Raw genomic sequence first — 25,655 nt, 5'->3', positions numbered from 1 at the left:
ATTTCGGTCCTACTGTCGGGTGCGTCACATGGTAGGTGGCGCGTTCGGCTGGTGTTTCGATGATCGTACCATTCTTGCTGTTGTTACTGTCCATCGGCGGCATTTTCCTGTCGGCGATGGTGCCTGGGTGGAGCGATGTGATCCTGCTGGCCGGACCGTGTGCGGTTGCCAGCGCTCTCTTGCTGATCGTGGGGGCGCTGCGACGGCGCACGGAACGGGGCAAGAATTGGGTCGTGCTGGACGGCTCGAACGTCATGCACTGGAAGGACAGGTCGCCGGATCTGGATACGGTGCGCGAAGTGGTCGATCACCTGTCATCCGAGGGCTTCACGCCGGGCGTCGTGTTCGATGCCAACGTGGGCTACAAGGTCGGAGACAGGTTCCTGGGCGACAGAGCGCTGGCGGCACGGATGGGCCTGCCGGTGAGGCGCATCATGGTCGTGCCCAAGGGGCAGCCGGCCGATCCGACGATCCTGACAGCCGCGCGCGATCTCAAGGCGCGGGTCGTCACGAACGACCGGTTCCGGGACTGGGAGGCGGAATTTCCCGAAGCGGGAGAGCCTGGCCGGCTGATAAGGGGCGGGTATACACACGGCAAGCTGTGGCTGGATTTGGGCGACGGCGCCCGGTGACCGCGCCCCGATCAGCCGGCCGATTTGGCCACGCGGTGATAGATGTGGGTGAAGGTCGCCGCGCCCAGGATCGGAATCACGAGGTTCACCAGCGGGATCGACAGCGGCAGGGCCATGAGCGTGCCGGCCATCCAGATCGTTCCGCGATGCTGCTTGCGCAACATCTTGGCGTTGGCGCGGCCGACGCGGCGCATGGCCGCCAGCTGGAAATACTCCATCCCCAGCAGATAGCCGTTCACGGCCCAGAAGATGAACGGCGTGGCGGGTGGGAAGAGCGCGTAGAGGATGAAGGCCAGAATGTTGGCCGCGATGATGACGCCGAGGAAGTTCACGCTGTCCTTGAGCCCGTCGAAGAAGGGCACCGGCGGGACGGCGGGCAGCGTGGGATAGTGCCGGTCCTCGACCGCCTGCGCGACGGTGTCGAGAAACAGCGAGGTGATGGCCGAGGCGACAGGCACCATCAGGAAGACCGACAGGATCAGCATCAGGAAGAATCCGGACCAGCCGAGCAGGTCGTCGATCCAGCGGACCTCGCCGATGACGGGCAGGGTGGTGGTGTCGCCGGTGGCCCACTGGATGACCATCAGGAAAGCGGCGGTCGCGGCCACGAGCAGCAGGAACGAGAGCGCGACGCCCAGCCAGAAGACCTTGCGGAAGCGCGGATCGCCCAACTGGCCCAGGGCCTTGAAGAAGGCGGTGAAGATCATTCGGTGACCCAGGTGGTGATGGCGTGGATATCCGGGCGGGGCCGGTCGGGTGGCGCGGATGACTCGGTGCCGAGAAAGATCAGGCCGGCGATGCTTTCATTGTCGGCGAGGCCGAAGCCCTGCGCGAGGAAATCCCTGTCATGGGTGGCCCAGCCCGTCAGCCAGTTGGCGCCCCAGCCCGAGGCCAGCGCGGCGTTCAGGAGCGCGAGGCAGACGGCCCCGGCGGAATAGGTCTGTTCGATGGCCGGGATCTTGTCGGTCGGTTTGCGCACCTCGACCACGGCGACGGCAAGCTGGCCGTCCTCGTATTGCTTGGCGGCCTTGGCGATATCCTCTTCCGACTTGCCCAGTGCGGCCCCACGGTCACGGACCAGCGTGGCGAGGCGCGGCATGGCGGCGCGGTCCAGAACGATGAAGCGCCAGGGTTCCAGCTTGCCATGGTCGGGCGAGCGGGCGGCGGCCTGAAGAATTGGCAGCAGGTCGTCGCGCGAGGGCGCCGGGCCGGTCAGCGTCTTGGCCGGGCGCGAGCGGCGCGTCAGCAGGAACTCCATCGCGGCGGGATTGGGATCGGGCATGGGGGTCTTTCGTTGCGTCTTGTCTGTGGCGGCATATGTCGGGCGGTGGAGTGCGGGCGTCAACCCTTTTGGCGGGGACCGTCAGGCGCAAAGCAAACCGGGGCGTGCGTCGTTGCCCCGAGCGGCTTGCAGTGGCCAGCTATTTGTTATCGCGCGACAGGGTATAGACGCCTTCTGGCAGGTTCAGCGCGGCGCCGAGATCCTGCAACTGGGTCATGGACAGCGTCACCTTCTGCACCCGGTCGGTGCGTGGGTCGAGCTGTTCGATGGTCACGCATTCCTCGAACGCGTTGATGGTGACGTCCTCCTGCAAGGGCGCGCTGCCCTCGTCGATCAGGGTGACAACGGTGGCGTCGAATTCGTGCTCTATCGAAAACATGGGGTCACAGTAGCGGATGACCCGCAAAGCGCAATCGGCTTTGCTCCGCACGTGCGCGTGAGGGGGACTGGCCCTCGGCGCAAAGCCTGCTAGAACTAGGGCAAAGGGAGCAATTGCAGGTGAGACAGATGCGGTGGAAGGTTCTGATTTGTGCGGTTTTCCTGGCCGGTTGCGAGGTGACGACCACGGGCGGCGAGGCGCCGCAGCCCCAGCCGCAGGGCCAGCAGCAACAATCGGTCAGGGCGCCCTCGGGCACGCAGCTGGCGCGATTCCGGCAGGTGGTGGCGCGGGTCGAACCGGTGGCCGAGCGTGAATGCCAGGCGCGGGGCGGAAACGTGAACTGCGACTTCAACGTGGTGCTGGACGATCGGCCGGGGCGTCCGCCCAACGCGTTCCAGACGCTGGACCGCAGCGGCCGTCCGATCCTGGCCTTTACCGCGGCGCTGATCGCGGATGTGCGCAACGAGGACGAACTGGCCTTTATCTTCGCGCATGAGGCGTCGCACCATATCCGGCGGCACATCCCGCGCCAGCAGCAAAGCGCCGCGGCGGGAGCCATCCTGCTAGGTGGTCTGGCGACGCTGGCAGGCGCCGGAACGGGCGCTGTGGATGCCGCGACGAACGTGGGGGCCTCGGTGGGCGCGCGCAGTTATTCCAAGGAGTTCGAGCTGGAGGCCGATGCTCTGGGCACGATCATCGCCAAGAAATCGGGCTACAACCCGATCCGGGGCGCGGAGTATTTCACCCGCATCCCCGATCCGGGCAACCGGTTCCTGGGCTCGCACCCGCCCAACGCGCAGCGGATTGACACGGTGCGCCGTGTGAATTCCCAATTCTGACGGGGTGACATGCTGCAACTGATCGGCGTTATTTCCGACCGGGGGTCGAAATACGCCGTGTCGGGTGGCGCGGCGCGGGACCGCGCGGCTGTGGACGCCTTCCTGAAAGAGCTGAAACGCGACAAGAAATTCGCCAAGGCCACGCACAACACCTGGGCGATGCTGGATGCCAAGGGCACCGCGTTGAAGTCCGATGACGGCGAGGCCGGGGCGGGCATGGTGATCGTGCGCATGCTGGAACGGGCCGACCTGCGGGAGCACGTGATCGTGGTCACGCGCTGGTTCGGCGGCAAGCACCTGGGCGGCGACCGGTTTCGACACGTGCAGGACTGCGTCATTGCCTACATGGAGGCGCTGGAGGCCTCTTGATGCAGATCAAGGCGTCTTTGGTCCGGCTGCGCCAGTGTCGGCGGCAGAGGTGCCCCACCGGCGCGCGGCAATGAGGCCGGGCCGGCAGGCGGCGCCGATCGACAGGAGAGCCGCGATGCCGCAGACGAAGACGATCAGACGCCACACCGAGTTGGTGCACCGTATGGCGCGCACCTTGGGTCTGGACCTGGAAGACGCGGTCTATGCCGGGCAACTGGACCCGGAAACGCTGTGCGATTCGGTTCTGCGTTGCACGGGGTGCGCCGATCCCGACGGGTGCGAGGCGTGGATGGCTGCCCAGGTCGCTCCGGTGGACGCGACGCCGATCGAGTGCCGCAACGGCGAGGTCTTCGCGGCGCTGAAGGCGGGGCGGCGGATCTGAAAAGGGCCTAGTGAGCGGAAGTGATCGTGCGGAACGTGCAGGGCCGTTTCCGAACCATCTTTGCTGTGAAAAGGCCGACAGGGGCCGGACCGGCTTAGAGCGCAGCGATCGTATGAGCCATGGCGCCGAAGATGCCGAAGAAACAGCAAGCGGTGGCGATCAGCACGCAGGCGTGCCAGATGGCGTTGCTGAATTTCAGCGTGTCCCAGCAATAGAACACCACCGCGCCGGAATAGATGATTCCGCCCGCGAAGATCAGCGTCAGGCTGTTGGCCGGCAGCGACGGCCAGAGCGGGACGATGATGATCAGACCCAGCCAGCCGAGCGCCACCTGCGGCAGCCAGTGCGTGCTCATTTTTCCGCGCGCGGCCAGCAGCTTGCGTACCGCACCCGAGAGCGCGAGGAACCACACCAGCGTCAGCACGGTATAGGCGAAGGGCGTGTTCAGCAGCACCGCGAGCGGCGTGATCGTGCCCGCGATCTTGACGTAGATGGCGGCGTGGTCGATCCGGCGCAGAAGTGGGCGCAAGGACGTGTGCGCGGCAAGGTGATAGGCCGCCGAGGCGCTGAGCATCAGGATCATGGCAATCCCGTAGACGACGGCCGCCGTCATCGCCCCCGGGCTCAGCTGACCGGCATTGGCGAAGATCAGGAACGCGACCGCGACAAAGGCGCTGCCGACCCCGAGCACATGCACGGCGGCATCGGCGATCCGTTCGGCGCGTGTGTAGCTTGGATAGGACATGTCGCGGTCCTCTGTCCTTTGGGCGTTCTGTGGTTTCATGTCGATCATGACATTGAGATGTCTCGATTATGTTTCAGTTTTAGGGATGTTCGTTCAAAAATTATGTGACAAGACCGTAACCAAATTGGAAACAAAGGCCCGGCCGGGCCCCTGTTCGTCGCCTTTACAAGGGCTTAGCGGTTTTGAAGCCGCTCGAGATAGACCACGGTTAACGCTGCGGCAATTGCGTAGATCACATGGCCCACCAGCGCCACCCAGGTGATGCCGGTGAAATTCAGGAAGAACGGCAGGCCGGCGATGCTGGTGATGCCGCCGATGGCGAAGACCCACAGCGCGACGCCGTAAATGGCCGAGGCGGGCAGCCAGTGCAGGCCGGGGGTGATGCGCTTCATGACCGGGCGCGCGATGAAGAGCCAGCCGATGGGATAGGCCAGCAGCCCGACGAGGAAGAGGTGCATCAGGTGGCCATAGGGCGCGGCATTGGGCAGGCCGAGTGAGCCAAGCAGGCTTCGGGCGAGGCCCACGGGGGCGAGATTGGCGAAACCGAGAATGGGCGAGAGCGCCTGGCCGAAGAGATCGAAGGCGATCGTTCCGGCAGCGCCGGAGAGCAGGATCAGGACGAGCGTGTCGAAGGACAGCGCGGGCAGGGCGCGGGGTGTGTCGGCGGAAAGTGTGGTCATGGATCGGGTCCTTTGCGATGCGCAGATGGGTTGATGACGCCAAGCTGCGGCGGACCCCCATGACAATCAACTGACAGGCCCGTGAGCACACGGATTGGTGTAAGTATTTGTGAACAGTGAAATATTTCAGATTTTCACGGGGGCGTCATCTTGGGGCGGAAACCCATGGCAGACACGCCCGCGTCACTGGCTGGCTTCAGCCCGGCGGGGTGACACCCAGCCAGCTGAAAGACCGGGCGAGCCAGGCCGCGCCGTCCCTGCGCTGCCACGTGCCATGGGCAATGATGACGCGACGGGGCGTGCTGTCGATGAGGTCCTGGACGCGGCTGCGCACCTGGGCGCGGCGGGGCAGGGTCAGCAGGCGCAGGTCGAGGGGTGCGCGCCCCGGGTCCTCGGTGATGCCGAGAAGGCGGGCGACCCAGCGTTGCCAGAAGCTCCAGTAGCGGCGCAGGAAGCTCTTGTCGAAGGCCTCGATCGTGTCGGTCAGGATGGCGGTGCGGGAGGGGCGGTGGAGGAAGACCACCTCGCTGAACTTGCGGCCGATCTGGAGGTTCCACTGGTCGATGGTGCCGGCCCAGGCGGGCGGGGCGGTGTCGTCGAGCATGCCGGTGAAGGTGAGGTCGGTGCGCTTGTCGATGGTCGCGGGCGGACCCCAGAGCGCGGCCTGGGGGTAGGCCTCTTTCCAGTCGCCCATGTAGAGGTGGTGGATGGCGTTGGGGCTGACCAAGTGGGCGACGGGGCCGAGGGTGTCGACCTCGCGGCGGAGGTCGTCGGTCAGGGCGATGGGGGACCAGACCCAGAGCGCGCCGTCGGGCAGGCGTATGATGATGCAGCGAGTGGGGAAGGGGAAGCCGTGGAAGCTGACGATCTCGCCCTCGGCCAGCCAGATGTTTTCGTCGACCTGTTCGAGGTGCATGAGGCGGTCCTTTCGGTCGAGAAATCACCCGGGTGCGAAGATGCTCTCCAATCGGTTAGAGGTTGTCGATGTCACCTGTGTGAACGGCCCTGCCAATTGGCGCTGGCGAAAAACCGATGACGTGTCAGCGCCTTCAGGGGCGCAGTTGCCCCCACAGATCGTATTCCCCGGCCTCGTCCACCTCGACCGTGACGATATTGCCGACGCTCAGGCCGTCGGTGTTCTCGTCGATGAAAAGACAGCCGTCGATTTCCGGCGCATCGGCCTTGGTTCGGCAGGTGGCGATGCCGTCCTCGTCGATATCGTCGACGATCACCTCTTGCACGGATCCGACCTTGGCGGCCAGTTTATCCACGGAAATGGCCTGTGCCTTTTCCATGAAGCGATCCCAGCGGTCCTGCTTGACCTCTTCGGGTACGTGGCCGGGCAGGTCGTTCGAGCGGGCGCCCTCGACATTCTCGTACTTGAAGCAGCCAACGCGGTCGAGCTGTGCCTCGTCGAGCCAGTCGAGCAGGGTCTGGAATTCGGCTTCGGTTTCGCCGGGATAGCCGACGATGAAGGTCGAGCGCAGGGTCAGATCGGGGCAGATCGCCCGCCAGGCGGCGATTTCATCGAGGGTTTTCGCCCCGGCGGCGGGGCGGGCCATGCGTTTCAGGACGTCCGGATGGGCGTGCTGGAACGGAATGTCGAGATAGGGCAGCACGCCGTTGTCGGGGTCGGCCATGAGCGGGATAAGCTCGCGCACATGGGGGTAGGGATAGACGTAATGCAGCCGGACCCACGCGCCGAGCTCTCCGAGTGCCCTGGACAGATCGACGATATGGCTGCGCAGGTCGCCATCCTTCCACGGGTTCACGTCATACTTGCGGTCCAGCCCGTAAGCGCTTGTATCCTGGGAGATAACCAGAAGTTCCCGCACGCCGCTCTCGACCAGCTTTTCGGCCTCGCGCAGAATTGCGTGGCCGGGGCGCGAGGCGAGGCGTCCGCGCATGTCGGGGATGATGCAGAACTTGCACTTGTGGTTACAGCCCTCTGAAATCTTGAGGTAGCTGTAATGCCGGGGCGTCAGTTTGACACCCGCCTCGGGCAGAAGGTCGATGAAAGGATCTGGAGCCGGAGGGACGGCGGTGTGCACGGCGTCGAGCACCTGTTCGTACTGGTGCGGGCCGGTCACCGCCAGAACGCGGGGGTGGGTACCTGTGATGTATTCCGGCTCGGCGCCGAGGCAGCCGGTGACGATGACACGGCCGTTCTCGGCAAGTGCCTCACCGATGGCGTCGAGGCTTTCGGCCTTGGCACTGTCGAGAAAGCCGCAGGTGTTCACGATCACCGCGTCGGCGCCGGAATAGTCGGGCGAGATGCCATAGCCCTCGGCGCGCAGGCGCGTCAGGATGCGCTCGCTGTCGACAAGCGCCTTGGGGCAGCCCAGAGACACCATGCCGATCACGGGCTGGCCCTTGCGGGGCGTCTCGGTGACGCGGGCGCGCGCGAGGTCGGGGCGCAGATCGGGTGGGTTGGTGCTCATGCCGCGCGATATAGTCCCCCAGGCCCCCCCGATAAAGCGGAAAAGCTGTTGTTGGGCGCAAGGCCTGCGCCTAGTCTGAAAAGAAAACGTTGGAGAGCAGGATGCGGTGGCTCATTCGCATTTTCATGATCGTGCTGGTGTCGGCGGTGCTGGTCGTCGCGGCGGTATTTTTCCTGCCTGGCGAGCGGATCGCGGGCATCGCGGCGGACCAGTTGAGCCGGATGACCGGCCGCCAGGTGACGATGAGCGGCGAGACCACCATCAGCTTTTGGCCCATCCTTGGCGTCAGCACCGGTGCCGTCACGGTCGCCAATGCCGACTGGGCCGGGGATGCGCCGATGTTCCAGGCGGAGAGCCTGAAGATCGGAGTGGAGCCGCAAGCGCTGTTCGGCGGTGATATCCGCATTACCGGGCTGGAGGCCGTGGGACCGCAGATCAACTTGCGCCGGGCCAAGGACGGCCGGGTCAACTGGGAGCTGAACGTCGAAGGGGTCGCGCCGTCCGGACAGGGTGAAAGCGGCAGTGCACCGGCGCGGTCGAACCGGCTGGCACTGACGCTGGACCGGGCGCTGATCGAGAATGCCTCGCTGGTTTACATCGACGAGGTCGACGGAACCACGGTGCGTCAGTCGGGCGTGGATTTCGACCTGCGCTGGCCGGATTACGAGGGTGCCGCGGATTTCGACCTGACCCTTCGCCCCGGTGGCGAGGTTGTGCTGATTGCCGGCACGCTGGACCGCGTGGGGCATTTCATTGATGGCGGCGTCTCGGACGTGCAGGCCCAGATTTCCACCAAGGCGGGCGCGGCCAGTTTTGCCGGACGCGCGGGATCGGCGCCGGAACTGGCGGGCCGGCTGAGTGCGGACCTGCAAAACACGTCGGAATTCATGGCCCTGATCGGGCAGGGGCCGATGGATATCCCAGAGGGGCTGGGCCGCGCCGCGACGCTGGAGACGGACGTGATCTTCAAGGACGACCGCCTGTCGCTGCGCAATGCGGCGCTGGGGCTGGATGGCAACCGCCTGACGGGCGCGGCGGATGTCGATCTGGGCGAGGACCGGCCGCGGTTGAACGTGCAGCTGAACGCCGGCGCGCTGGACCTGTCGGGACTGAGCGCCAAAAGTGGCGAGAGCGAGAGCGAGAGCGAGAGCGGCCGCGGTGGTGCGGTCAGCGACGGCTGGTCGAAAGCTCCGATCAACGCGTCCGGGCTGGAGGCGGTGAACGGGGAATTCGCGCTGGTGGCCGACAGCATCGACCTTGGGAATTTCAGTCTTGGCACGACGCGTACCCTGGCCACGCTGGATCGTTCGCGGCTGGTCTTCGAGCTGCGCGAGGTGCGCGCCTATGATGGGCTGATCACCGGGCAGTTCGTGATGAACAACCGTTCCGGCCTGTCGGTGGGCGGCGAGATGATCGCCACGGGCATCAACCTGAAGACATTTCTGGACGACGCTATGGAGATCTCGCGCTTCGAGGCGAAGGCCGATGGCGAGGTGGATTTCCTCGGCGTCGGCGAAAGCGTGCATGCGATCATGAATTCGCTGAGCGGCGGCGGTGCGTTCAAGACCGGGCGGGGCGTGATCTCGGGCTTCGACCTTGACCGGCTGATGCGGTCGGGCAGTGGTACCGGGGGCACGACGGTGTTCGATACGCTTTCTGCCACGTTCACGATGGAAGACGGCAACCTGTTCAACGACGACCTGAGGCTGAAACTGCCGCAGGCGAGTGCCGCGGGCGAAGGGCGCGTGGGGCTGGGGTCGCGGGATATCGATTACCTGTTCACACCGCGCCTGCTGGACGGCGGAAGCCGCGACGGGCTGGCGATTCCGGTGAAAATCCGGGGGCCGTGGGCCGATCCGAAGATCACGCCGGATCTGGAAGCGGCGATTGACCTCAACTTCGAGGACGAGAAGAAGGAGCTGGAACGCCAGGCCCGGCAGGAGATCGAGCGCGAGGTCGAGAAACAGCTGGGGATCGAGCGGCAGGAAGGCCAGTCGCTGGAGGATGCGGCGAAGGACGCGCTGGAGAAGGAACTGGAGCGCGGCCTGCTGAAGCTGTTCGATTGATGGCGTCGATGGCGCGACAAAGGTACGACACATGACACTCAACCCGGTAACCCCAGATTTCCTAGAGAGGCCTGCGCGGCGTGCTGCCAATGGCGGCGTTCCGAGATGTGATGCCGGCCTACCTGGAAGAGCCGCGTGGGCGTTGGCAGGGGCGGGCGGGCGTGCTGGTCGCACCCGGCAGCACCGAGGAGGTCGCGGCCGTGGTGCGTACCTGTGCCGAGGCGTGTGTGCCGGTGGTGCCCTATGGCGGCGGCACCGGGTTGGTCGGCGGGCAGTTGTCGCCCGAGGGGCCGGTGCCGGTGCTGCTGAGCCTGGAGCGGATGCGGGCCGTGCGCGGGGTCTGGCCCGAGGAAAACGTGATGGTGGTCGAGGCGGGCGCCATCCTTCAGGACACCCATGCCGAGGCGGAGGCGGTGGGCCGGCTGTTTCCGCTGTCGCTGGCCGCAAAGGGCAGCGCGCGGATCGGCGGTAACCTGGCCACCAATGCGGGCGGGGTGAACGTGCTGCGCTATGGCAACGCGCGGGACCTGTGCCTGGGGCTGGAGGCGGTGCTGCCGGACGGGACGATCTGGCACGGGCTGAAACGGCTGAGGAAGGACAATACCGGCTATGACCTGCGCAACCTGCTGATCGGGTCCGAAGGCACGCTGGGCGTGATTACCGCCGCGGCGCTGAAGCTGTTCCCCAAGCCCGCCGGAGAAGGCACGGCGCTGATGGTTGTGGAGAGCCCCGAGGCGGCGCTGAGCCTTTTGTCGATGGCGCGCGACCACATGGGCGAGGGCGTGTCGGCGTTCGAGTTGATGCATCGCGCGGGACTGGATTTCCTGGCAGAGACCATGCCGGACATGCGGCTGCCTTTCACCGATCCGCCCGAATGGTTCGTGTTGATCGATATCGGGCTGGCAAAGGGTCTTGATCCGGCAGAGGCGCTCGAGGCGCTGTTCGTCGAGGCGGCGGAGGCCGGGCTGGTGAGCGACGGCATGATCGCGCAATCGGAGGCACAGCGGCGTGACTTCTGGGAGGTTCGTGAGACGATCCCCGAGGCGAACAGGCTGGTCGGTTCGATCAGCAGTCATGATATTTCCCTGCCGCTGAGCGCCGTGGCGGGCTTCATCGAGACCGGCAACGCGGCGCTGAAGGAGCTGGGGCCGTTCCGCATCAACTGCTTCGGGCATCTGGGCGACGGGAACCTGCATTACAACGTGTTTCCGCCCAAGGGCGAATCGCGCGACGCCTGGACGGGCCAGCACGACACGATCAAACGGCTGGTGCATGACCTGGTGCACGAGATGGACGGGTCGGTGTCGGCCGAGCATGGGATCGGACGGCTGAAGGTCGACGATCTGCAACGCTATGGCGATCCGGCAAAGCTTGCGGCGATGCGCGCGATCAAGGGGGCGTTGGATCCCAAAGGCATCATGAATCCCGGCGCGATCCTAAAGGCTTCATCGGATCGACAGTGAGTATTTTTGGAACAGTGAAAGCCGGGCCGCTTTTGTTTCACTGTTCTTCAAATACTCGAAAGCCACGGTTCGACAGGTGCTGCCGCAAGGTTCAGTGCGTCACGATGCAACGCTTCCCCGAGGAGGACGTCAGGACGACGAGATATCGGTTGCGCCGCAGGCGCTCTGCCGGATCACTCGTCGAGGCTGCCGTGGATGGCGAACTGTTCCAGCCCGGCATCCTGAGCGGCGATGGAGCGGTAGGTTTCGCGCACGCCGGCCTCGGTCAGCTCTCGCGCAACGGTCAGGAGCGTGTTGAGGTCGTGGTCTTCGCACATCTCGATCATCTGGGCGATCTCGTCGGCGGCCACGGGGCGGGCGGCGTCGATATCAGGTGCGCCGTAGACCGACACATAGTGCCGCGCCAGCGCGTCGGTCAGGGCGGCGCGTTCGGGCTCTTCGATCTGCGTGACCGCGACGAAGGTGACGCGGCCGAAGGTTTCCAGCCCGAGCCAGCCGTTGGAGAACGCCTGGCGCTGTTTGCCGCTGAGGTCGGCCTCGGACCAGTTGGAAAACTCGAATCCGCCCGAGATACACCATTCGCCGGTGCGGGCGGGCGAGGGATATACGCGGGTGTCGCTCTCGTCGAAGTGGATGGCGCGGGCGAGTTTCATGTTTCTGCCTCCAGCACGGTGCTGAGCGGGATGAGACGGGTCTCGTCGTCTGTCCGCAGCAGCATTCCGAAATTTTCGTCAACGCCCATGAAGGTGCCTGTCTGGCCGTCGATGGTGATGTCTTCGCCGATACCGTGCGCGAGGCCGCGCCATTCGGCATGCAAGGCGCGGGGGCCATCGTCTTCCCAGCGGGTGATCCAGACCAGCGTATGGCGCGCCCAGCCTTCCAGCAGGGCGACAGGGTCCACGTCGGCGCAGCCTTCCTCGTAAAGGGCGGTGCGGTCGGGGGCGTCGCCCGGCACGGCGTCGGTCAGCATCAGCGGCAGTTCCAGCCCCACCACCAGCCAGCCGGGCATGGCGGCGGGATCGGTCGTGCCGGCCATCGTGCGCAGGCGGCCGCAGGAAGCGCCGTTGACGCGCAGGCCGCCGGCCCATTCCAGGTGCACCGCGACCTCGGGCGGGGCAATGGCGCCAAGCGCGTTCTGGAAACCGACTCCGCAGGTGGGCAACATCGCCATGGCCTGTTCCAGCGGCACCTCGGGGGCCATGATCAGCGCCGCGGCGAGTCGGTTGGCGCCCATGTTATGAACGATGGTGCCGGCGTCGCAGCCGAGGGCCGCCATGGCGCAGGCCTTCTCGAACGGGTCGATGCCCGCGTCCACGCCATGGCCCTGCATCAGGGGCGGGAAGGCCGGGTCGCGGGTCATGCCACGCCCTGGCCCACCAGCGCCCGCGCGATATCGCGGAAGGCCTGCGACTGTGGCGCGTCGGGCTTGGAGACCACGATGGGCGCGCCGCCGTCCGAGGCCATGCGGATGTCGATATGCAAGGGCACCTCGGCCAGCAGGGGCACACCCATCTTCTGCGCCTCGGCGGCGACGCCGCCATGGCCGAAGACATGTTCCTCGTGCCCGCAGTTGGAGCAGATATGCGTCGACATGTTTTCGATCATCCCGAGGGTCGGAACCTTGAGCTGGTTGAACATGTCGATCCCCTTGCGGGCATCCAGCAGGGCGACGTCCTGTGGCGTGGAGACGATGATGGCACCGTCCACGTGGGCCTTTTGCGCCAGGGTCATCTGCACGTCGCCGGTGCCGGGCGGCAGGTCGACGATCAACACGTCGAGCGCGCCCCATTGCACCTGCATCAGCATCTGCTGAAGGGCTCCCATCAGCATCGGGCCGCGCCAGACCACGGCCTGATCCTCGTTCGTCATCAGGCCCAGCGACATCATGGTGACGCCGTGATTGCGCATCGGCAGGATCGTCTTGCCGTCGGGCGAGGCGGGTCGGCCCGAGACGCCCAGCATCCGGGGCTGGGAGGGGCCGTAAACATCGGCATCCAAGAGGCCGACGCGCCGGCCCTCGGCGGCCAGCGCGCAGGCGAGGTTGGCCGACACGGTCGACTTGCCCACGCCGCCCTTGCCCGAGGCGATGGCGATGATGTGGTCGACGCCGGGCACGCGTTGCGGGCCCTGCGGTTCGGCGGGTTTGCGTTTCGTCTGGAGGTCCGGCGGCGCCTTGGCGGAATGCGCGGTCAGCACCGCGGACACGTCCGTCACGCCCTCCACGCCGCGCACGGCTTCCTGCGCCTCGGCCAGCACGGGCTCGTAGGCTTTTGACTTCGCGGGGTCGATCTCGAGCACGAAGCGGACGGTGCCGCCCTCGACATTGAGGCCACGGGTAATCCCCGCCGACACGATGTCGTCGCCCGTACCTGGGTCTTTCACGTTTTTCAGCGCGGCGAGCACGCTTTCCCTTGTTGCCGTCACGTTCACCCGCCCTTGATCGTGCCGGTGACCACGTGTTCGACATCGAGACCGTCTACGGTCAGCACGACCTTGGCCTCGAATGTCTTGCCCTCGGTGCCGTCGGTGTTGCGCATGGCGTCCTCGATGGCCTGCTGCGAGGTGACGCCGACCTGCTTGAGGAACTTGCGCATGGACATGTTGAAATCGTCGCTCATTTTACTCTCCTTTTTCCAAGAGTGTTGACGCCTGGCCCGCGTGCTTCCTAGGCTTGGGCCATGCGCGGGCAAATGTTAACCCTTATCGGCGTGATTGTGGTGGTCTGTCTCGGGATGTCCACCTCAGAAGGGCGTGCGGCGGAGGATTTTCGCCTTGGGGCGCCGCCACCGCTGACCGAAAGCGGGCTTCTGGACTACGTGTTGCCGCGATTCTCGCTGAAGACGGGGATCCGGATCGACGTGGTGGACCTGGACGAGGGTGCCGATATCCTGCTGGCCCCCGATGCCGAAGGGCCGCGCGTATTCGACGGACCGCACACGAAGTGGCGGATGCAGATCAATACGCCCAGCCACGAGGGCGCGATCGCGTTTGCAGACTGGCTGACCTCCGAGATCGGCCAACGGACGGTAACAAGCTATGAGGTCGAGGGCGCGGCGCCGTTCGGTCTGCCCAAGGAGGAAGAGGCCGAGGTGGCCGAGGTCAGTTTCGACGGTGATGCGGGCCTTGGGCATGATCTCTCGGTAACCCATTGTGCGCGGTGTCACGCGGTGAGCGAGGCCACGCGAATGAACGCCATGGCCTCGACCCCCAGTTTCGCCGTGCTGCGGGCGATGGCGGACTGGGACCGGCGATTCCAGACCTTCTATATACTGAACCCGCACCCGTCCTTTACCCAGATCGAGGACGTGACCGAGCCGTTCCCCATCAACCGCCCATCGCCGATCGCCCCCATGGAGATCACGATAGACGACTTGCAGGCCATCCTGGCCTACGTGTCCGGCGTGGAGCCGGCGGACCTCGGGGCGCCGATCGAGCATCAGTGATCCCGGCGTTTCGAGAAATAGTCGTCGGTGGTGCGCACCTGCGGGCGCTCGCCGCCCGCGAAGGGATTGTCCTTTGAGTGGAACTGCGCCTTCACCCGGCAGTCGTCGCACATCTGGATGAGCCGTGCCGCCGAATCCGAGCCGAACATGGAGTGCTTGCCGGCAAGTTTCTCGGTGATCCGGTCGATGGTGGATTTCACGCCGAAGGGCACGCCGCATTCGATGCATTCGGCCGGTTCTTCCTCGTTCAGTACAATCTGGCCCATCGCCTCGTCGCGCAGGTTGAGACGCGGCTCGTAGCCGATGGCGTCCTCGGGGCAGATATTGGCGCAAAGGCCGCATTGCAGGCAGGCATCTTCCTGGAAGCGCAGCTCGGGCTTGTCGGGGTTTTCGACGAGCGCGCCGGATGGGCAGAGCGAGACGCAGGAAAGGCAGAGCGTGCAGGCGTCGGTGTCGACCAGAACGGCGCCATAGGGCGCATCGTCAGGCAGGGGCAGGATGGTGTCGTCGCCATGCAGGGCCTTGGCGGCAAGGCGCGCGACCTGACGGCGGCTGCCCATGGGCAGGACCGGCTCGGCCACCGGATCGGGGCGGGCCGCGTCGGTGTAGAGCGCATCGCAAAGCGCGTCGGGCTCGGCCACGTCAAGGAGCGTCACGCGGGCCTCGCCCGCGATGGCGCGGGCGAGCGGGATCTCGCGGTCGAGCGCGTCGCGTTCGGTGGTGGGCGACAGCAGGATCGTCACGTCTGTGAACCCAGATGCCAGCGCGGCCAGCATCTCGGCATGGCCGAAGCCCGAGAGCGCGGGCACTTCGAGCGGGATGACGTCGGCGGGCAGGCCGCGGGAATAGCGGGCGGCGAGGCTGATCATCTGCTGGCCGTGGCTGTCGTCGCAGACCAAGAGGCGCGGGGCGGTGCCGCCGGCCTTGCGAAAGGTCGAGGCCAGCGTCTGGATGCGGCGGAAGAGCGTGGCGGGCGCGGGCGCGTCGTAGGAGATGGCGCCGGAGGGGCAGAGCGCCGAACACGCGCCGCAGCCCGCGCAGATCATCGGGTCGACGGTGACATGCTCGCCTGCCGGGGAAATCGCGCCGGTGGGGCAGACATCGAGACAGTTGGTACACCCGACCTTCTGCGCGCGGGAATGGGCGCAAAGCAGGGGTTCGACCGCGACATAGAGCGGCTTCTCGAAGGTGCCGATCAGCTGGCTTGCCTCGAGAATGGCGTCGGCCACGGCCGTGACGCTGCCGGGATCGGGGCGTAGGTAGCCTTCGCGTTTTTGCGGGGCGGGGAAGAGCGGCGTGCCGCCGGTCAGGTCGAGGATCACGTCGCATTCGGTGCGCGCGCCGTCGCGCGGGGCGGTCCATGTCAGGGCGCCGCGGCCGGACGGGTCGACCTGTTGCAACGCGTCGATCTGGACAGAGAAGCCGCCCAATGCGCCCGTAGCGCGTTTCAGGTTGCCGCGAATGACGTCGTATCCCGTTGGATCGGGGGCATCGGCGTCATCTGTCAGAAGGACGGTGACGCCGAGGATGTCCTTGAGTTTGTCGGCGGCGGCCAGGGCCGTGTCCGCGGGGCCGATGATCAGGCACAAACCCTCGGACATGACGTCGACGGATTTGCCCGAGGGCACGTCCAGCGTCGCCTCGGCCAGAAGGGCGGCCATTTTGGGTAGTTTGCCGGCGGGGTCGTCGGACCACCCGGCCCGGTCGCGCAGGTCGGTGACGGGTTGCTCGGGCAGGTCCATCTCGGCGGCGAGTTCCGCGAACAGACGTTGTTCCTGCCGACAGCACAGGATGGCGTCACCCGATGCGATGGCCTGGGCGGTGGCGTCGGTCTGGGTGGTGCAGAGGCCGGAATGAACCACGCTGCAGGTGAGGCCGGTCGCAGCCTCGAGCGCGTCCTTGTCGAGCGCTTGAGAGCCCGCACAATTGCACAGAATCAGTTGCTTAGTCATGGTTTGCCCCGGCTTTCACTGGCGGTCGCGCCTTGGTCCGGCGCGACGAGCTGATGGATTGCAATGCAGATCTCTCCTCATAAATCTGCACGGGCCTTGCGCCCCCTTTTCCGACAACAAGGGTCAGGAATGACGGCTGCTTGGCCTGCGATTCTTCTGCCCTTCCCGTCGCCGTTGCAAGCAGGAAACCTGAGCATTTTTCTTGTACGGTCATTCTGTCCGCGTCCTTGAGAAACCAGCGTCATCACTGCCCAAAATGTCCAGATTTGCGATCTGTCCACGATTGCATGCTTTTTTCCTTTGAGACGCCGCGACAGTTGGCACAAGGTGAAGTGACGGGAGGATACCAGCCACACATGATCCACAATCCGGACATGTACGCCACTATGCCTTTGGGGATCGTCATGCGCCGTACGCCGGGCGTGACGCGCTGGGCTGCGTGGGCGTGGAAGGCCGTGGCGGTTCTGCCCGGGGCCGGTCCTGCCGCGTGGCGGGTGCTGCGCGAAGAGGGCGATGTCACCGAATACCATGCCGCGACAATGACGCTGGAACTGCACGGGGCGGAGACCGAAAGCTATCTGCATGGCCTGTCGGCGCAGGTGCCGTCGGTCTACGCGGTCTTTCGCGAGGGGGGCGGCAAGTGCCCGCTGGAGGCGGTGCTGGTGACCGCCTCGCCCTACGAGGCGCAGGATTACGAAGATAATGGCGAGGACATCGTCGAGAAGATCCCGATGCCCGAGGGGCTGATCGCCTGGGTCCGGGACTTTGCCGAGACCTACCACACCGAAGAGGAATTCAAGAAACGCCGGCGCGACCGGGTGAAGGTGGATGCGCATGTGGACGGTATCGGCGACCCGCGGATCGTTCAGCAGCGTGACATCTACCGCTCGCCCACGCTGCGGCGGAAAGGGCGGATGCAATGAGCGCACGCGAAGATTTCTGGTCGCGCCGCAAGGCGCGGGTGGCGGCGGAGGACGCCGCCGAGGTCAAGGCGCGCGAAGAGGCGAAGCGGGCCGAGGTGCGTGCATCGCTTGAGGAGAAAAGCGACGCCGAGGTGCTGGAACTGCTGGGCCTGCCAGACCCAGACACGATGAACCGTGGCGACGATTTCAGCGCCTTTATGGCCGAGGCGGTGCCCGACCGCATCCGCCGCTGGGCGCTGCGGCGGTTGTGGGGCACGAACCCGGCGCTGGCCAACCTGGACGGGCTGGTCGATTACGGCGAGGATTTCACCGACAGCACGCGCGTGATCGAGAACATGCAGACCGCCTATCAGGTGGGCAAGGGCATGCTGACCCATGTGCAGAAACTGGCCCGCGAGGCGGAGGCCCTGACGGCCATGGCCGAGCGCGATGCCGAGGGTGAGGCCGAAGACGAGGTCGGCGCGCCGGAGCCCGAAGTCGAAACCGAAGAAACGGTCGAGATGGCCGAGGTCGAGCCGGCCTACAGCTACACTTACGAGCCTGCCGTGGCAGAGGCGGACACGTGGTCACCGCCGCCGCGCCGGCGGATGCACTTCACCTTCGACGATGCAAGCGAGAGCACGACATGAGCAACCAGGAGGCGGTCATGACGACAGACATCCGGTCCCAGATTGCCGAGGAAGACCGGCTGCGTGCCGATCTTTACGATTTTCTGGGCGTGCTGCTGGCCGGGCCCCCGTCCGAGGCGCTGCTGGCGCAGACCGCCGGGCTGTCGGGCGACAACGAGACCGACCTTGGCGTCGCGATAGCGGCCCTGTCGCGCATCGCCAGGCACACCAAGCCGCAGGCGGTCGAGCGCGAGTTCAACGCGCTGTTCATCGGCCTGGGGCGCGGCGAGCTTTTGCCCTATGCCAGCTATTACCTGACCGGATTCCTGAACGAGAAGCCGCTGGCGAGCCTGCGGCGCGACATGGCGGCGCGGGGCATGACCCGGGCGCAGAACGTCTATGAGCCCGAGGACAACATAGCGTCGCTGATGGAGATGATGGGCGGGCTGATCACCGGGCGGTTCGGCAAGCCCGCGACGCTGGCCAATCAGAAGACGTTCTTCAATACGCATATCGGCCCCTGGGCCGGGCACTTTTTCACGGATTTGGAGGCTGCGAAGAACTCGGTTCTCTATGCCTCGGTCGGCGCTGTCGGCCGGGTGTTCATGGATATCGAGGCGGAAGGTTTCCGGATGAGCGCGGAGGGATCCGCATGAACCGGCAGGGCGACCTGTCACCACCAGAGAGGAGGACTCTCATGAGCGAGAAAACGCAAGGCAACAGCCGGCGCGATTTTCTGAAGATGGCCGCCGCAGGCGCGCCCGCGGTCGCGGTCGCAACGGCAGCCGGCACCGGCACCGCCGAAGCGGCGGAACCGGACCTGTCATCGGACAAGATGCAGGACACCGCGCACACGCGCGCATACTTCGATAGCGCCCGGTTCTGACCGGACGTGATCAATTGACCTGCCGGCGACTGGTTGCGGGACGCCCGACTGTCGGTGGATAACCTTAGTACCCAGCAATCCCGATCGGGAGAGCTCGGGAGGAGAGAGAAACATGCTTAGGAAAAAGACCAACGGGGTTGCGCGACGCCCCCAGCGGACAAGTATCCTGTCTGAGGTCGGGGGAAAGACCATCGACCGCCGCGCGTTCCTGCGCGGCTCTGGCCTGGCCATCGGTGGCCTGGCCGCAATCGGGGCAACGGGGGCACAGTCACCCGGGCCAACGCGGCGGCCGCGGCGAACGCGGCGGTCAACACGGTGAAATCGGTTTGCACGCACTGCTCGGTCGGCTGCACGGTCGTGGCCGAGGTGAGCGACGGCGTCTGGGTGGGCCAGGAGCCCGGCTGGGACAGCCCGTTCAACCTGGGCGCCCACTGCGCCAAGGGCGCATCGGTGCGCGAGCACGCCCATGGCGAGCGCCGCCTGAAATACCCGATGAAGAAAGAGGGTGGCGAGTGGAAGCGCATCAGCTGGGAACAGGCGATCAACGAGATCGGCGACGGCATGATGAACATCCGGGAAGAAAGCGGCCCGGACAGCGTCTACTGGCTGGGCTCTGCCAAGCATAACAACGAACAGGCCTACCTGTTCCGCAAGTTCGCCGCCTACTGGGGCACGAACAACGTGGACCACCAGGCCCGTATCTGTCACTCGACGACCGTTGCAGGTGTTGCCAACACCTGGGGCTACGGCGCGATGACCAACAGCTACAACGACATCCACAATTCCCAGGCGATCTTCATCATCGGCGGCAACCCGGCGGAGGCACACCCCGTCAGCCTGCTGCACGTGCTGAAGGCCAAGGAACAGAACAACGCGCCGCTGATCGTGTGCGACCCGCGCTTCACGCGCACGGCCGCCCACGCGGACGAGTATGTCCGGTTCCGTCCGGGCACGGACGTGGCGCTGGTCTGGGGCATCCTGTGGCACATCTTCGAGAACGGGTGGGAGGACAAGGAATTCATTCGCACCCGCGTCTGGGGGATGGACCAGATCAAGGACGAAGTGTCCAAGTGGACGCCCGAGGAAGTCGAGCGTGTCACCGGCACGCCCGGCAGCCAGCTTGAGCGGGTTGCACGGACGCTGGCCAACAACCGTCCGGGCACCGTGATCTGGTGCATGGGTGGCACCCAGCACACCAACGGCAACAACAACACCCGCGCCTACTGCATCCTGCAGCTGGCCCTTGGCAACATGGGCACGTCGGGCGGCGGCACCAACATCTTCCGCGGGCACGACAACGTGCAGGGCGCGACGGACCTTGGTGTTCTGAGCCACACGCTGCCGGGCTATTACGGTCTGTCGGCGGGGGCATGGGGCCACTGGGCCCGTGTCTGGGGCGAAGACCCTGAATGGCTGGCCGGACGTTTTGTCACGACCAAGACCAAGGACGGCAAGGACACCAGCCTGCAAAACCTGTCGGGCATCCCCGTCAGCCGCTGGATCGACGGTGTGCTGGAAGACCCCGAGAACATGGACAACCCCAACAAGGTGCGTGCCATGGTCCTGTGGGGTCACGCGCCGAACAGCCAGACCCGCATGACGGAAATGAAGACGGCGATGGAGCAGCTGGACATGCTGGTCGTGGTCGACCCGTATCCGACCGTTTCGGCCGTGCTGCATGACCGTACCGATGGCGTCTACCTGCTGCCGGCCTGTACGCAGTTCGAGACCTATGGCTCGGTCACCGCGTCCAACCGGTCGCTGCAATGGCGCGAAAAGGTGGTCGATCCGCTGTTCGAATCGAAATCGGACCACGAGATCATCGGTCTGTTCGCGCAGAAGTTCGGCTTTCACGACCGCATGTTCCGCAACATCGGCATCGAGGATGACGGCGTGACGCCGAACATCGAGGACACGCTGCGCGAGATCAACCGCGGCATGTGGACGATCGGCTACACGGGTCAAAGCCCGGAACGGCTGAAGATGCACATGGAGAACCAGCACACGTTCGACCGTACCACGCTGAAGGCGAATGGCGGTCCGGCTGACGGAGACTATTACGGTCTGCCGTGGCCAAGCTGGGGCACGCCGGAGATGAAGCACCCCGGTACGCCGAACCTCTATGACATGTCCAAGCCGGTGGCCGAGGGTGGCTTGACCTTCCGCGCGCGTTTCGGCGTGGAGCGGGATGGCGACAACCTGCTGGCCGAAGGCGTCTACAGCGTCGGATCGGAGATCCAGGACGGGTACCCCGAGTTCACCTACCAGATGCTTGTCGACCTGGGTTGGGACAGTGACCTGACCGAGGAAGAAAAGCGCGTCATGGGCCGGGTGGCCGGTGTCGAAGGCATCGACGAAGACGCGTCGGTGGGCAACCAGGACGACGGCGAGGAAGCGCAGAACGCGACCGAAGGCGGCCAGACCGAGGAGGTGCAGGACACCGCCGAGGCCCAGAACCTGGCGCAGCCCAATGGCGGGCAGGGCTCTGACGAAGAGGTCGGTGAACAGGCGATGTCGCCGTTCCCGTCCGACTTCAACGAGAAGGTCTCGGCCGTCAACTGGAAGACCGACCTGTCGGGCGGTATCCAGCGGGTCGCGATCAAGCATGGCTGTGCGCCCTTCGGCAACGCCAAGGCCCGCGCCGTCGTGTGGACCTTCCCCGACCCGGTGCCGCTGCACCGCGAGCCGCTTTACACCTCGCGGCGCGACCTGGTCGCGGACTATCCGACCTACGAGGACCGGCATGCGTACCGCCTGCCGACGCTTTATGCCTCGATCCAGAAGAACGACTTTTCGAAGGACTTCCCGATTGTCCTGACATCCGGTCGTCTGGTCGAGTACGAGGGCGGCGGTGACGAGACGCGGTCGAACCCTTGGCTGGCCGAGCTGCAGCAGGACATGTTCGTGGAGATCAACCCGCGTGACGCCAACAACCTTGGTGTGCGGGATGGCGAGCAGGTCTGGGTCGAAGGGCCCGAGGGCGGCAAGGTCAAGGTCATGGCCATGGTGACCAACCGGGTGGGCGAAGGCGTGGCCTTCATGCCGTTCCACTTCGGCGGTCACTTCCAGGGGGAGGACCAGCGGAGCAAGTATCCCGATGGCGCCGATCCCTATGTTCTGGGTGAATCCACCAACACCGCCCAGACATATGGCTACGACTCCGTAACCCAGATGCAGGAGACGAAGGCGACTCTCTGCAAGATCTCAGCAGCATAAGGAGAAGATGGAATGGCTAGAGCTAAATTCCTGTGTGACGCCGAACGCTGCATCGAGTGCAACGCCTGCGTGACCGCGTGTAAGAACGAGCATGAGGTGCCGTGGGGCATCAACCGTCGCCGCGTCGTGACCATCGAGGATGGCAACCCCGGCGAACGCTCGATCTCGGTGGCCTGCATGCATTGTTCCGATGCGCCGTGCATGGCGGTCTGTCCGGTAGACTGTTTCTACCAGAGCGAGGAAGGCGTCGTCCTGCACTCGAAGGACCTGTGCATCGGTTGCGGCTATTGCTTCTACGCGTGCCCGTTCGGCGCGCCGCAATTCCCGCAGGCCGGCAACTTCGGATCGCGCGGCAAGATGGACAAGTGTACCTTCTGCGCCGGCGGCCCCGAAGAGAACAACAGCCAGGCCGAGTTCAACAAGTATGGACGCAACCGGATCGCGGAAGGCAAGCTGCCGATCTGCGCCGAGATGTGTTCGACCAAGGCGCTGCTGGCCGGCGACGGGGACGTGGTCGCGAATATCTATCGCGAACGCGTCGTTTCCCGTGGCTTCGGCTCGGGCGCCTGGGGTTGGGGCACGGCCTATGACCAGAAGGGCGGCTGATCGCCCGGCACGGTCGTGACGACGGCATCGAAAGAGGCGGGATTGTCCCGCCTCTTTCTCCCCGTCTCGGCAAAGGGGACACCGAGAGTATCTTGAGAAACGCACTTTCGATCACGTGGCGTCACGCCGCAAAGTCCGTTTCCCAGAATATTCGCGATACACCCCGTAGAGGTGAGGCCCGCGAAGCCGGGCAGGGTAGAAAGGAAAAGACATGCACAGGCTGTTTCTGATTTGTCTTCTGAGCTTGACGATGCTGGCCGCACCGGGCGCGCAGGCGCAGGAGGCGGGCGAGTTGACCGCGCCCGAGGCTACGCAGACCGACCGTTCGGCCACGGGAGGCGCGCAGACGCTGGAGGACATCCTGGCCCGGCAGCGTGGCGAGCAGGTACCCAACCGTGCACGCGCGGGCGAAGACCCCGACAGTGCCGGCGCAATGGTGGGTCAGCTCGGTGCGCTTGGCGGGTCATCGGATTCCGATGTCTGGAGCGCCTTGCGCTATGGTACCGCTGACGTGACCGTGTCATCGGGCGGCGCACCGGCCCGTGTTCTGATCCAGGACAACGGGATGTGGTGGCTGAATTTCCGGCAGGGGCCGCTGATCAAGTATGGCGGCTGGCTGCTGCTGGGCACGATCGCGCTGCTGGCGCTGTTCTTTCTGTTCCGGGGGCGCATCCGCATCGACGGCGAAAAGACGGGGCGCACCGTGACCCGTTTCAAGTTCATCGAACGCTTTGCACATTGGCTGATGGCGGGGTCCTTCATTCTGCTGGGCCTGACCGGACTCTTGGTCCTGATGGGACGCAAGTTCATCATACCTGCATTTGGGCACGAGGCGTTCGCGACCGCCGCCGTCGCCTCGAAATGGATACACAACAACGTCAGTTGGGCCTTCATGCTGGGCCTGATCCTGGCCTTCATCTTTTGGGTGGCGCACAATATCCCCAACAAGACCGACCTGAAATGGATCGCCGTCGGCGGCGGCATGTTCAAGAAGGGCGTGCACCCCGCGGCCAAGAAGTTCAACGCCGGCCAGAAGCTGATCTTCTGGTCGGTTATGATCCTGGGCGCGTCGATCTCTGCTTCCGGCCTGTCGCTGTTGTTTCCGTTCGAGTTGCCGATGTTCGCGAAGACCTTCGTGATCCTGAACGACATGGGGGTACCGCAGCTTCTGGGTTTCGGGGCCTTGCCGGAACAGCTCGCCCCGCATGAAGAGATGCAGTACGCACAGCTGTGGCACGCGATTGTCAGCTTCGTGCTGATGGCTATCGTGATCGCGCATATCTACATCGGCTCGGTCGGGATGGAAGGTGCGTATGACGCGATGGGCTCTGGCCAGGTCGAGGAACAGTGGGCGCGCGAGCACCATAGCCTGTGGCTCGACGAGGTGCAGCAGCGCGAGGGCGAGCCGAAACCGGCCAACGCCGCGACGACGCCCGCGGAATAGATGCGCGCCTTCGTGCTGGCATGCGCGGGCCTGCTGGCCGCCGGTGCGCCGGCGGCGCAGGAATTCACCACGCTGAAAGGGCATGGCGGCCCGGTCATGGGGATCGACGTGAACCCCGAAACCGGCCACGTCGCCACGGCGAGTTTCGACAATTCCGTGGGGCTGTGGGAGGGGCGCACGCCGCGCTGGCTGGAGGGGCATGACGCGGCGGTGATCACGGTGCGGTTTCTCGACGAAACGACCGCAGCGTCGGGCAGCGATGATTTCGACGTGATCCTGTGGTCCTTGCCCGACGGAACGGCGACGCGGCTGGAGGGGCATCAGGGCAAGGTTGCCGATATCGCGCTGTCGCCGGATGGCACGACGCTCGCGACGGCGAGTTGGGACGGCTCGATCGGGCTGTGGCCGCGCGACGGCGGCGCGGCGCGTTTCCTCAAGGGGCACAATGCGTCGGTCAGCGATGTTGCCTTCAGCGCGGACGGCGCGCGGTTGTACTCGGCCTCCGCCGACGGGACGATCCGATTGTGGCAGGTGAACGGGGACGGGACGCCACGCGTCGTGGTGAACGCGGGGTTCGGCGTGAACCGCCTGATCCTCGACCCGGACGACCAGTGGCTGGCCTATGGCGCGGTGGATGGCGTGACGCGCGTGGTCGACCCGATGTCGGGTGAGACGATCCGGGACTTCTCGCTCGACCGGCGGCCGATCCTGTCGATGGCCTATCACGCAGCCAGCGGGCAGTTGGCGGTGGGCGACGGGCACGGGTTCATCATGATGATCGACACCGAAGCGTGGCAGATCGTGAGGGATTTCCGTGCCATGCGGCAGGGGCCGGTCTGGGCGCTCGAATTCTCGCCCGACGGCACGATGATCTATGCCGGCGGGATCGAGGACGTGGCCTATGGCTGGCCCGTGGCGGACCTCGACGCGTTCGATCCCGCGGGCAGCGACCAGCGCACATTCCTGCGCGACCCCGAGGCGATGCCCAACGGCGAGCGGCAGTTCATGCGAAAATGTTCCATCTGCCACGCCCTGACCCCGCCGCCGTCGCGCAAGGCGGGGCCGTCGCTGCACGGTCTTTTCGGGCGCAAGGCGGGGGCCGTGCCGGGGTATCCCTACTCTGAGATCCTGGACGGGTCGGATATCGTCTGGAATGAAGAGACCATTGATGCGCTTTTCGATCTGGGCCCGGACCATTATATTCCCGGCTCGAAGATGCCGATGCAGCGCATCACCGCCGGGCAGGACCGGCAGGACCTGATCGAATACCTGCGCGAGGCCACCGGGCCCTGAGACGCG

General features: G+C 65.5%; 27 protein-coding genes and 1 pseudogene. 15 read left to right on the top strand and 13 right to left on the bottom strand.

The features are described from left to right. The first annotated feature begins 59 nt into the window (after positions 1-59). Complete coding sequence (locus tag ACSQ76_RS16760; protein WP_437157487.1) at positions 60-632, top strand: NYN domain-containing protein; 573 nt, start codon at positions 60-62, stop codon at positions 630-632. Positions 633-643: 11 nt separating this feature from the next. On the opposite strand, the gene ACSQ76_RS16755 is transcribed toward ACSQ76_RS16760, so the two are convergent. The 3 genes from ACSQ76_RS16755 to ACSQ76_RS16745 all read right to left on the bottom strand — a co-directional run bounded on the left by ACSQ76_RS16755 (position 644) and on the right by ACSQ76_RS16745 (position 2,293). Beyond that, positions 644-1,339: an EI24 domain-containing protein gene (locus ACSQ76_RS16755; protein WP_437157486.1), complete on the bottom strand. Its 696-nt coding sequence runs from the start codon at positions 1,337-1,339 to the stop codon at positions 644-646. Next, positions 1,336-1,914, bottom strand: coding sequence for a nitroreductase family protein (locus ACSQ76_RS16750; RefSeq protein ID WP_437157485.1), 579 nt, complete (start codon positions 1,912-1,914; stop codon positions 1,336-1,338). Before ACSQ76_RS16750 ends, ACSQ76_RS16755 begins: the two co-directional genes overlap by 4 nt. 139 nt (positions 1,915-2,053) lie before the next feature. Further along, positions 2,054-2,293 carry a hypothetical protein gene (locus tag ACSQ76_RS16745; RefSeq protein ID WP_306127744.1) on the bottom strand — a complete coding sequence of 80 codons (240 nt, stop codon included), beginning with the start codon at positions 2,291-2,293 and terminating at the stop codon, positions 2,054-2,056. 128 nt (positions 2,294-2,421) lie between these two features. On the opposite strand from ACSQ76_RS16745, the gene ACSQ76_RS16740 reads away from it, so the two are divergent. The 3 genes from ACSQ76_RS16740 to ACSQ76_RS16730 all read left to right on the top strand — a co-directional run bounded on the left by ACSQ76_RS16740 (position 2,422) and on the right by ACSQ76_RS16730 (position 3,883). Next, complete coding sequence (locus ACSQ76_RS16740) at positions 2,422-3,132, top strand: M48 family metalloprotease (RefSeq protein WP_437157484.1); 711 nt, start codon at positions 2,422-2,424, stop codon at positions 3,130-3,132. 9 nt (positions 3,133-3,141) lie between these two features. Then, positions 3,142-3,501: a YigZ family protein gene (locus tag ACSQ76_RS16735; RefSeq protein WP_437157483.1), complete on the top strand. Its 360-nt coding sequence runs from the start codon at positions 3,142-3,144 to the stop codon at positions 3,499-3,501. Between the two features lie 115 nt (positions 3,502-3,616). Then, the gene (locus ACSQ76_RS16730) at positions 3,617-3,883 is read left to right on the top strand and encodes a DUF6455 family protein (protein WP_437157482.1); all 267 of its coding nucleotides are present in this window, start codon (positions 3,617-3,619) and stop codon (positions 3,881-3,883) included. A gap of 94 nt (positions 3,884-3,977) precedes the next feature. On the opposite strand, the gene trhA is transcribed toward ACSQ76_RS16730, so the two are convergent. The 4 genes from trhA to rimO all read right to left on the bottom strand — a co-directional run bounded on the left by trhA (position 3,978) and on the right by rimO (position 7,749). Further along, a complete protein-coding gene (trhA, locus tag ACSQ76_RS16725) occupies positions 3,978-4,628 on the bottom strand; it encodes a PAQR family membrane homeostasis protein TrhA (protein WP_437157481.1) in 651 nt (216 codons plus the stop codon). Positions 4,629-4,801: 173 nt separating this feature from the next. Further along, complete coding sequence (locus ACSQ76_RS16720) at positions 4,802-5,308, bottom strand: hypothetical protein (RefSeq protein ID WP_437157480.1); 507 nt, start codon at positions 5,306-5,308, stop codon at positions 4,802-4,804. A 196-nt stretch (positions 5,309-5,504) separates the two neighbouring features. After that, entirely contained in the window at positions 5,505-6,224 is a 720-nt protein-coding gene (locus ACSQ76_RS16715) for a DUF4336 domain-containing protein (protein ID WP_437157479.1), read from the bottom strand. Between the two features lie 133 nt (positions 6,225-6,357). Then, positions 6,358-7,749: a 30S ribosomal protein S12 methylthiotransferase RimO gene (gene rimO, locus ACSQ76_RS16710; protein WP_437157478.1), complete on the bottom strand. Its 1,392-nt coding sequence runs from the start codon at positions 7,747-7,749 to the stop codon at positions 6,358-6,360. Between the two features lie 101 nt (positions 7,750-7,850). Between rimO and ACSQ76_RS16705 the strand changes: the two genes are divergently transcribed. Beyond that, entirely contained in the window at positions 7,851-9,815 is a 1,965-nt protein-coding gene (locus tag ACSQ76_RS16705) for an AsmA family protein (RefSeq protein ID WP_437157477.1), read from the top strand. A 31-nt stretch (positions 9,816-9,846) separates the two neighbouring features. Next, a pseudogene (locus tag ACSQ76_RS16700) lies at positions 9,847-11,278 on the top strand (FAD-binding oxidoreductase). Between the two features lie 173 nt (positions 11,279-11,451). On the opposite strand, the gene ACSQ76_RS16695 reads toward ACSQ76_RS16700, so the two are convergent. Genes ACSQ76_RS16695 through ACSQ76_RS16680 form a run of 4 tightly spaced genes read right to left on the bottom strand, consistent with a single transcriptional unit; the run spans position 11,452 to position 13,896 of the window. After that, entirely contained in the window at positions 11,452-11,931 is a 480-nt protein-coding gene (locus ACSQ76_RS16695; protein ID WP_437157476.1) for a DUF6505 family protein, read from the bottom strand. Next, on the bottom strand, positions 11,928-12,638 hold the full coding sequence (locus ACSQ76_RS16690; RefSeq protein WP_437157475.1) for a DUF4444 domain-containing protein: 711 nt from the start codon (positions 12,636-12,638) through the stop codon (positions 11,928-11,930). The genes ACSQ76_RS16695 and ACSQ76_RS16690 overlap by 4 nt, the downstream gene beginning before the upstream one ends. After that, positions 12,635-13,702, bottom strand: a complete 1,068-nt coding sequence (gene apbC, locus ACSQ76_RS16685) for an iron-sulfur cluster carrier protein ApbC (RefSeq protein ID WP_437157474.1) — start codon at positions 13,700-13,702, stop codon at positions 12,635-12,637. Before apbC ends, ACSQ76_RS16690 begins: the two co-directional genes overlap by 4 nt. A gap of 2 nt (positions 13,703-13,704) precedes the next feature. After that, a complete protein-coding gene (locus tag ACSQ76_RS16680) occupies positions 13,705-13,896 on the bottom strand; it encodes a DUF6494 family protein (RefSeq protein ID WP_152493481.1) in 192 nt (63 codons plus the stop codon). 72 nt (positions 13,897-13,968) lie between these two features. On the opposite strand from ACSQ76_RS16680, the gene ACSQ76_RS16675 reads away from it, so the two are divergent. Next, complete coding sequence (locus ACSQ76_RS16675) at positions 13,969-14,721, top strand: hypothetical protein (protein ID WP_437157473.1); 753 nt, start codon at positions 13,969-13,971, stop codon at positions 14,719-14,721. On the opposite strand, the gene ACSQ76_RS16670 is transcribed toward ACSQ76_RS16675, so the two are convergent. Continuing rightward, a complete protein-coding gene (locus ACSQ76_RS16670) occupies positions 14,715-16,673 on the bottom strand; it encodes a 4Fe-4S binding protein (protein ID WP_437157472.1) in 1,959 nt (652 codons plus the stop codon). The genes ACSQ76_RS16675 and ACSQ76_RS16670 overlap by 7 nt on opposite strands. Further along, the gene (locus ACSQ76_RS16665) at positions 16,666-16,887 is read right to left on the bottom strand and encodes a hypothetical protein (protein WP_306127760.1); all 222 of its coding nucleotides are present in this window, start codon (positions 16,885-16,887) and stop codon (positions 16,666-16,668) included. The genes ACSQ76_RS16670 and ACSQ76_RS16665 overlap by 8 nt, the downstream gene beginning before the upstream one ends. Positions 16,888-17,029: 142 nt before the next feature. On the opposite strand from ACSQ76_RS16665, the gene ACSQ76_RS16660 reads away from it, so the two are divergent. The 8 genes from ACSQ76_RS16660 to ACSQ76_RS16625 all read left to right on the top strand — a co-directional run bounded on the left by ACSQ76_RS16660 (position 17,030) and on the right by ACSQ76_RS16625 (position 25,649). Continuing rightward, positions 17,030-17,596, top strand: a complete 567-nt coding sequence (locus tag ACSQ76_RS16660; protein ID WP_306127761.1) for a DUF3305 domain-containing protein — start codon at positions 17,030-17,032, stop codon at positions 17,594-17,596. Continuing rightward, positions 17,593-18,225 carry a DUF3306 domain-containing protein gene (locus ACSQ76_RS16655; RefSeq protein WP_437157471.1) on the top strand — a complete coding sequence of 211 codons (633 nt, stop codon included), beginning with the start codon at positions 17,593-17,595 and terminating at the stop codon, positions 18,223-18,225. The genes ACSQ76_RS16660 and ACSQ76_RS16655 overlap by 4 nt, the downstream gene beginning before the upstream one ends. A gap of 17 nt (positions 18,226-18,242) precedes the next feature. Further along, positions 18,243-18,860, top strand: coding sequence for a TorD/DmsD family molecular chaperone (locus tag ACSQ76_RS16650; protein WP_306127763.1), 618 nt, complete (start codon positions 18,243-18,245; stop codon positions 18,858-18,860). 41 nt (positions 18,861-18,901) lie between these two features. Next, a complete protein-coding gene (locus tag ACSQ76_RS16645) occupies positions 18,902-19,090 on the top strand; it encodes a ubiquinol-cytochrome c reductase iron-sulfur subunit N-terminal domain-containing protein (protein ID WP_222452657.1) in 189 nt (62 codons plus the stop codon). A 315-nt stretch (positions 19,091-19,405) separates the two neighbouring features. Beyond that, positions 19,406-22,306 (top strand): formate dehydrogenase subunit alpha, encoded by a 2,901-nt coding sequence (locus ACSQ76_RS16640; protein WP_437157470.1) that lies wholly within the window; start codon positions 19,406-19,408, stop codon positions 22,304-22,306. Between the two features lie 12 nt (positions 22,307-22,318). Then, positions 22,319-22,912 (top strand): formate dehydrogenase FDH3 subunit beta, encoded by a 594-nt coding sequence (gene fdh3B, locus ACSQ76_RS16635; protein WP_103762212.1) that lies wholly within the window; start codon positions 22,319-22,321, stop codon positions 22,910-22,912. Positions 22,913-23,123: 211 nt separating this feature from the next. Next, a complete protein-coding gene (locus ACSQ76_RS16630; protein ID WP_437157469.1) occupies positions 23,124-24,356 on the top strand; it encodes a formate dehydrogenase subunit gamma in 1,233 nt (410 codons plus the stop codon). Next, complete coding sequence (locus tag ACSQ76_RS16625; protein ID WP_437157468.1) at positions 24,357-25,649, top strand: c-type cytochrome; 1,293 nt, start codon at positions 24,357-24,359, stop codon at positions 25,647-25,649. The last annotated feature ends 6 nt before the right edge of the window (positions 25,650-25,655 follow it).

The sequence above is a fragment of the Roseovarius sp. B08 genome (genome assembly GCF_051417955.1).
Taxonomy (GTDB): Bacteria; Pseudomonadota; Alphaproteobacteria; order Rhodobacterales; family Rhodobacteraceae; genus Roseovarius.
The sequence above is the reverse complement of the archived record's forward strand: the minus strand, read 5'-3'. Positions and strand labels throughout refer to the sequence as shown.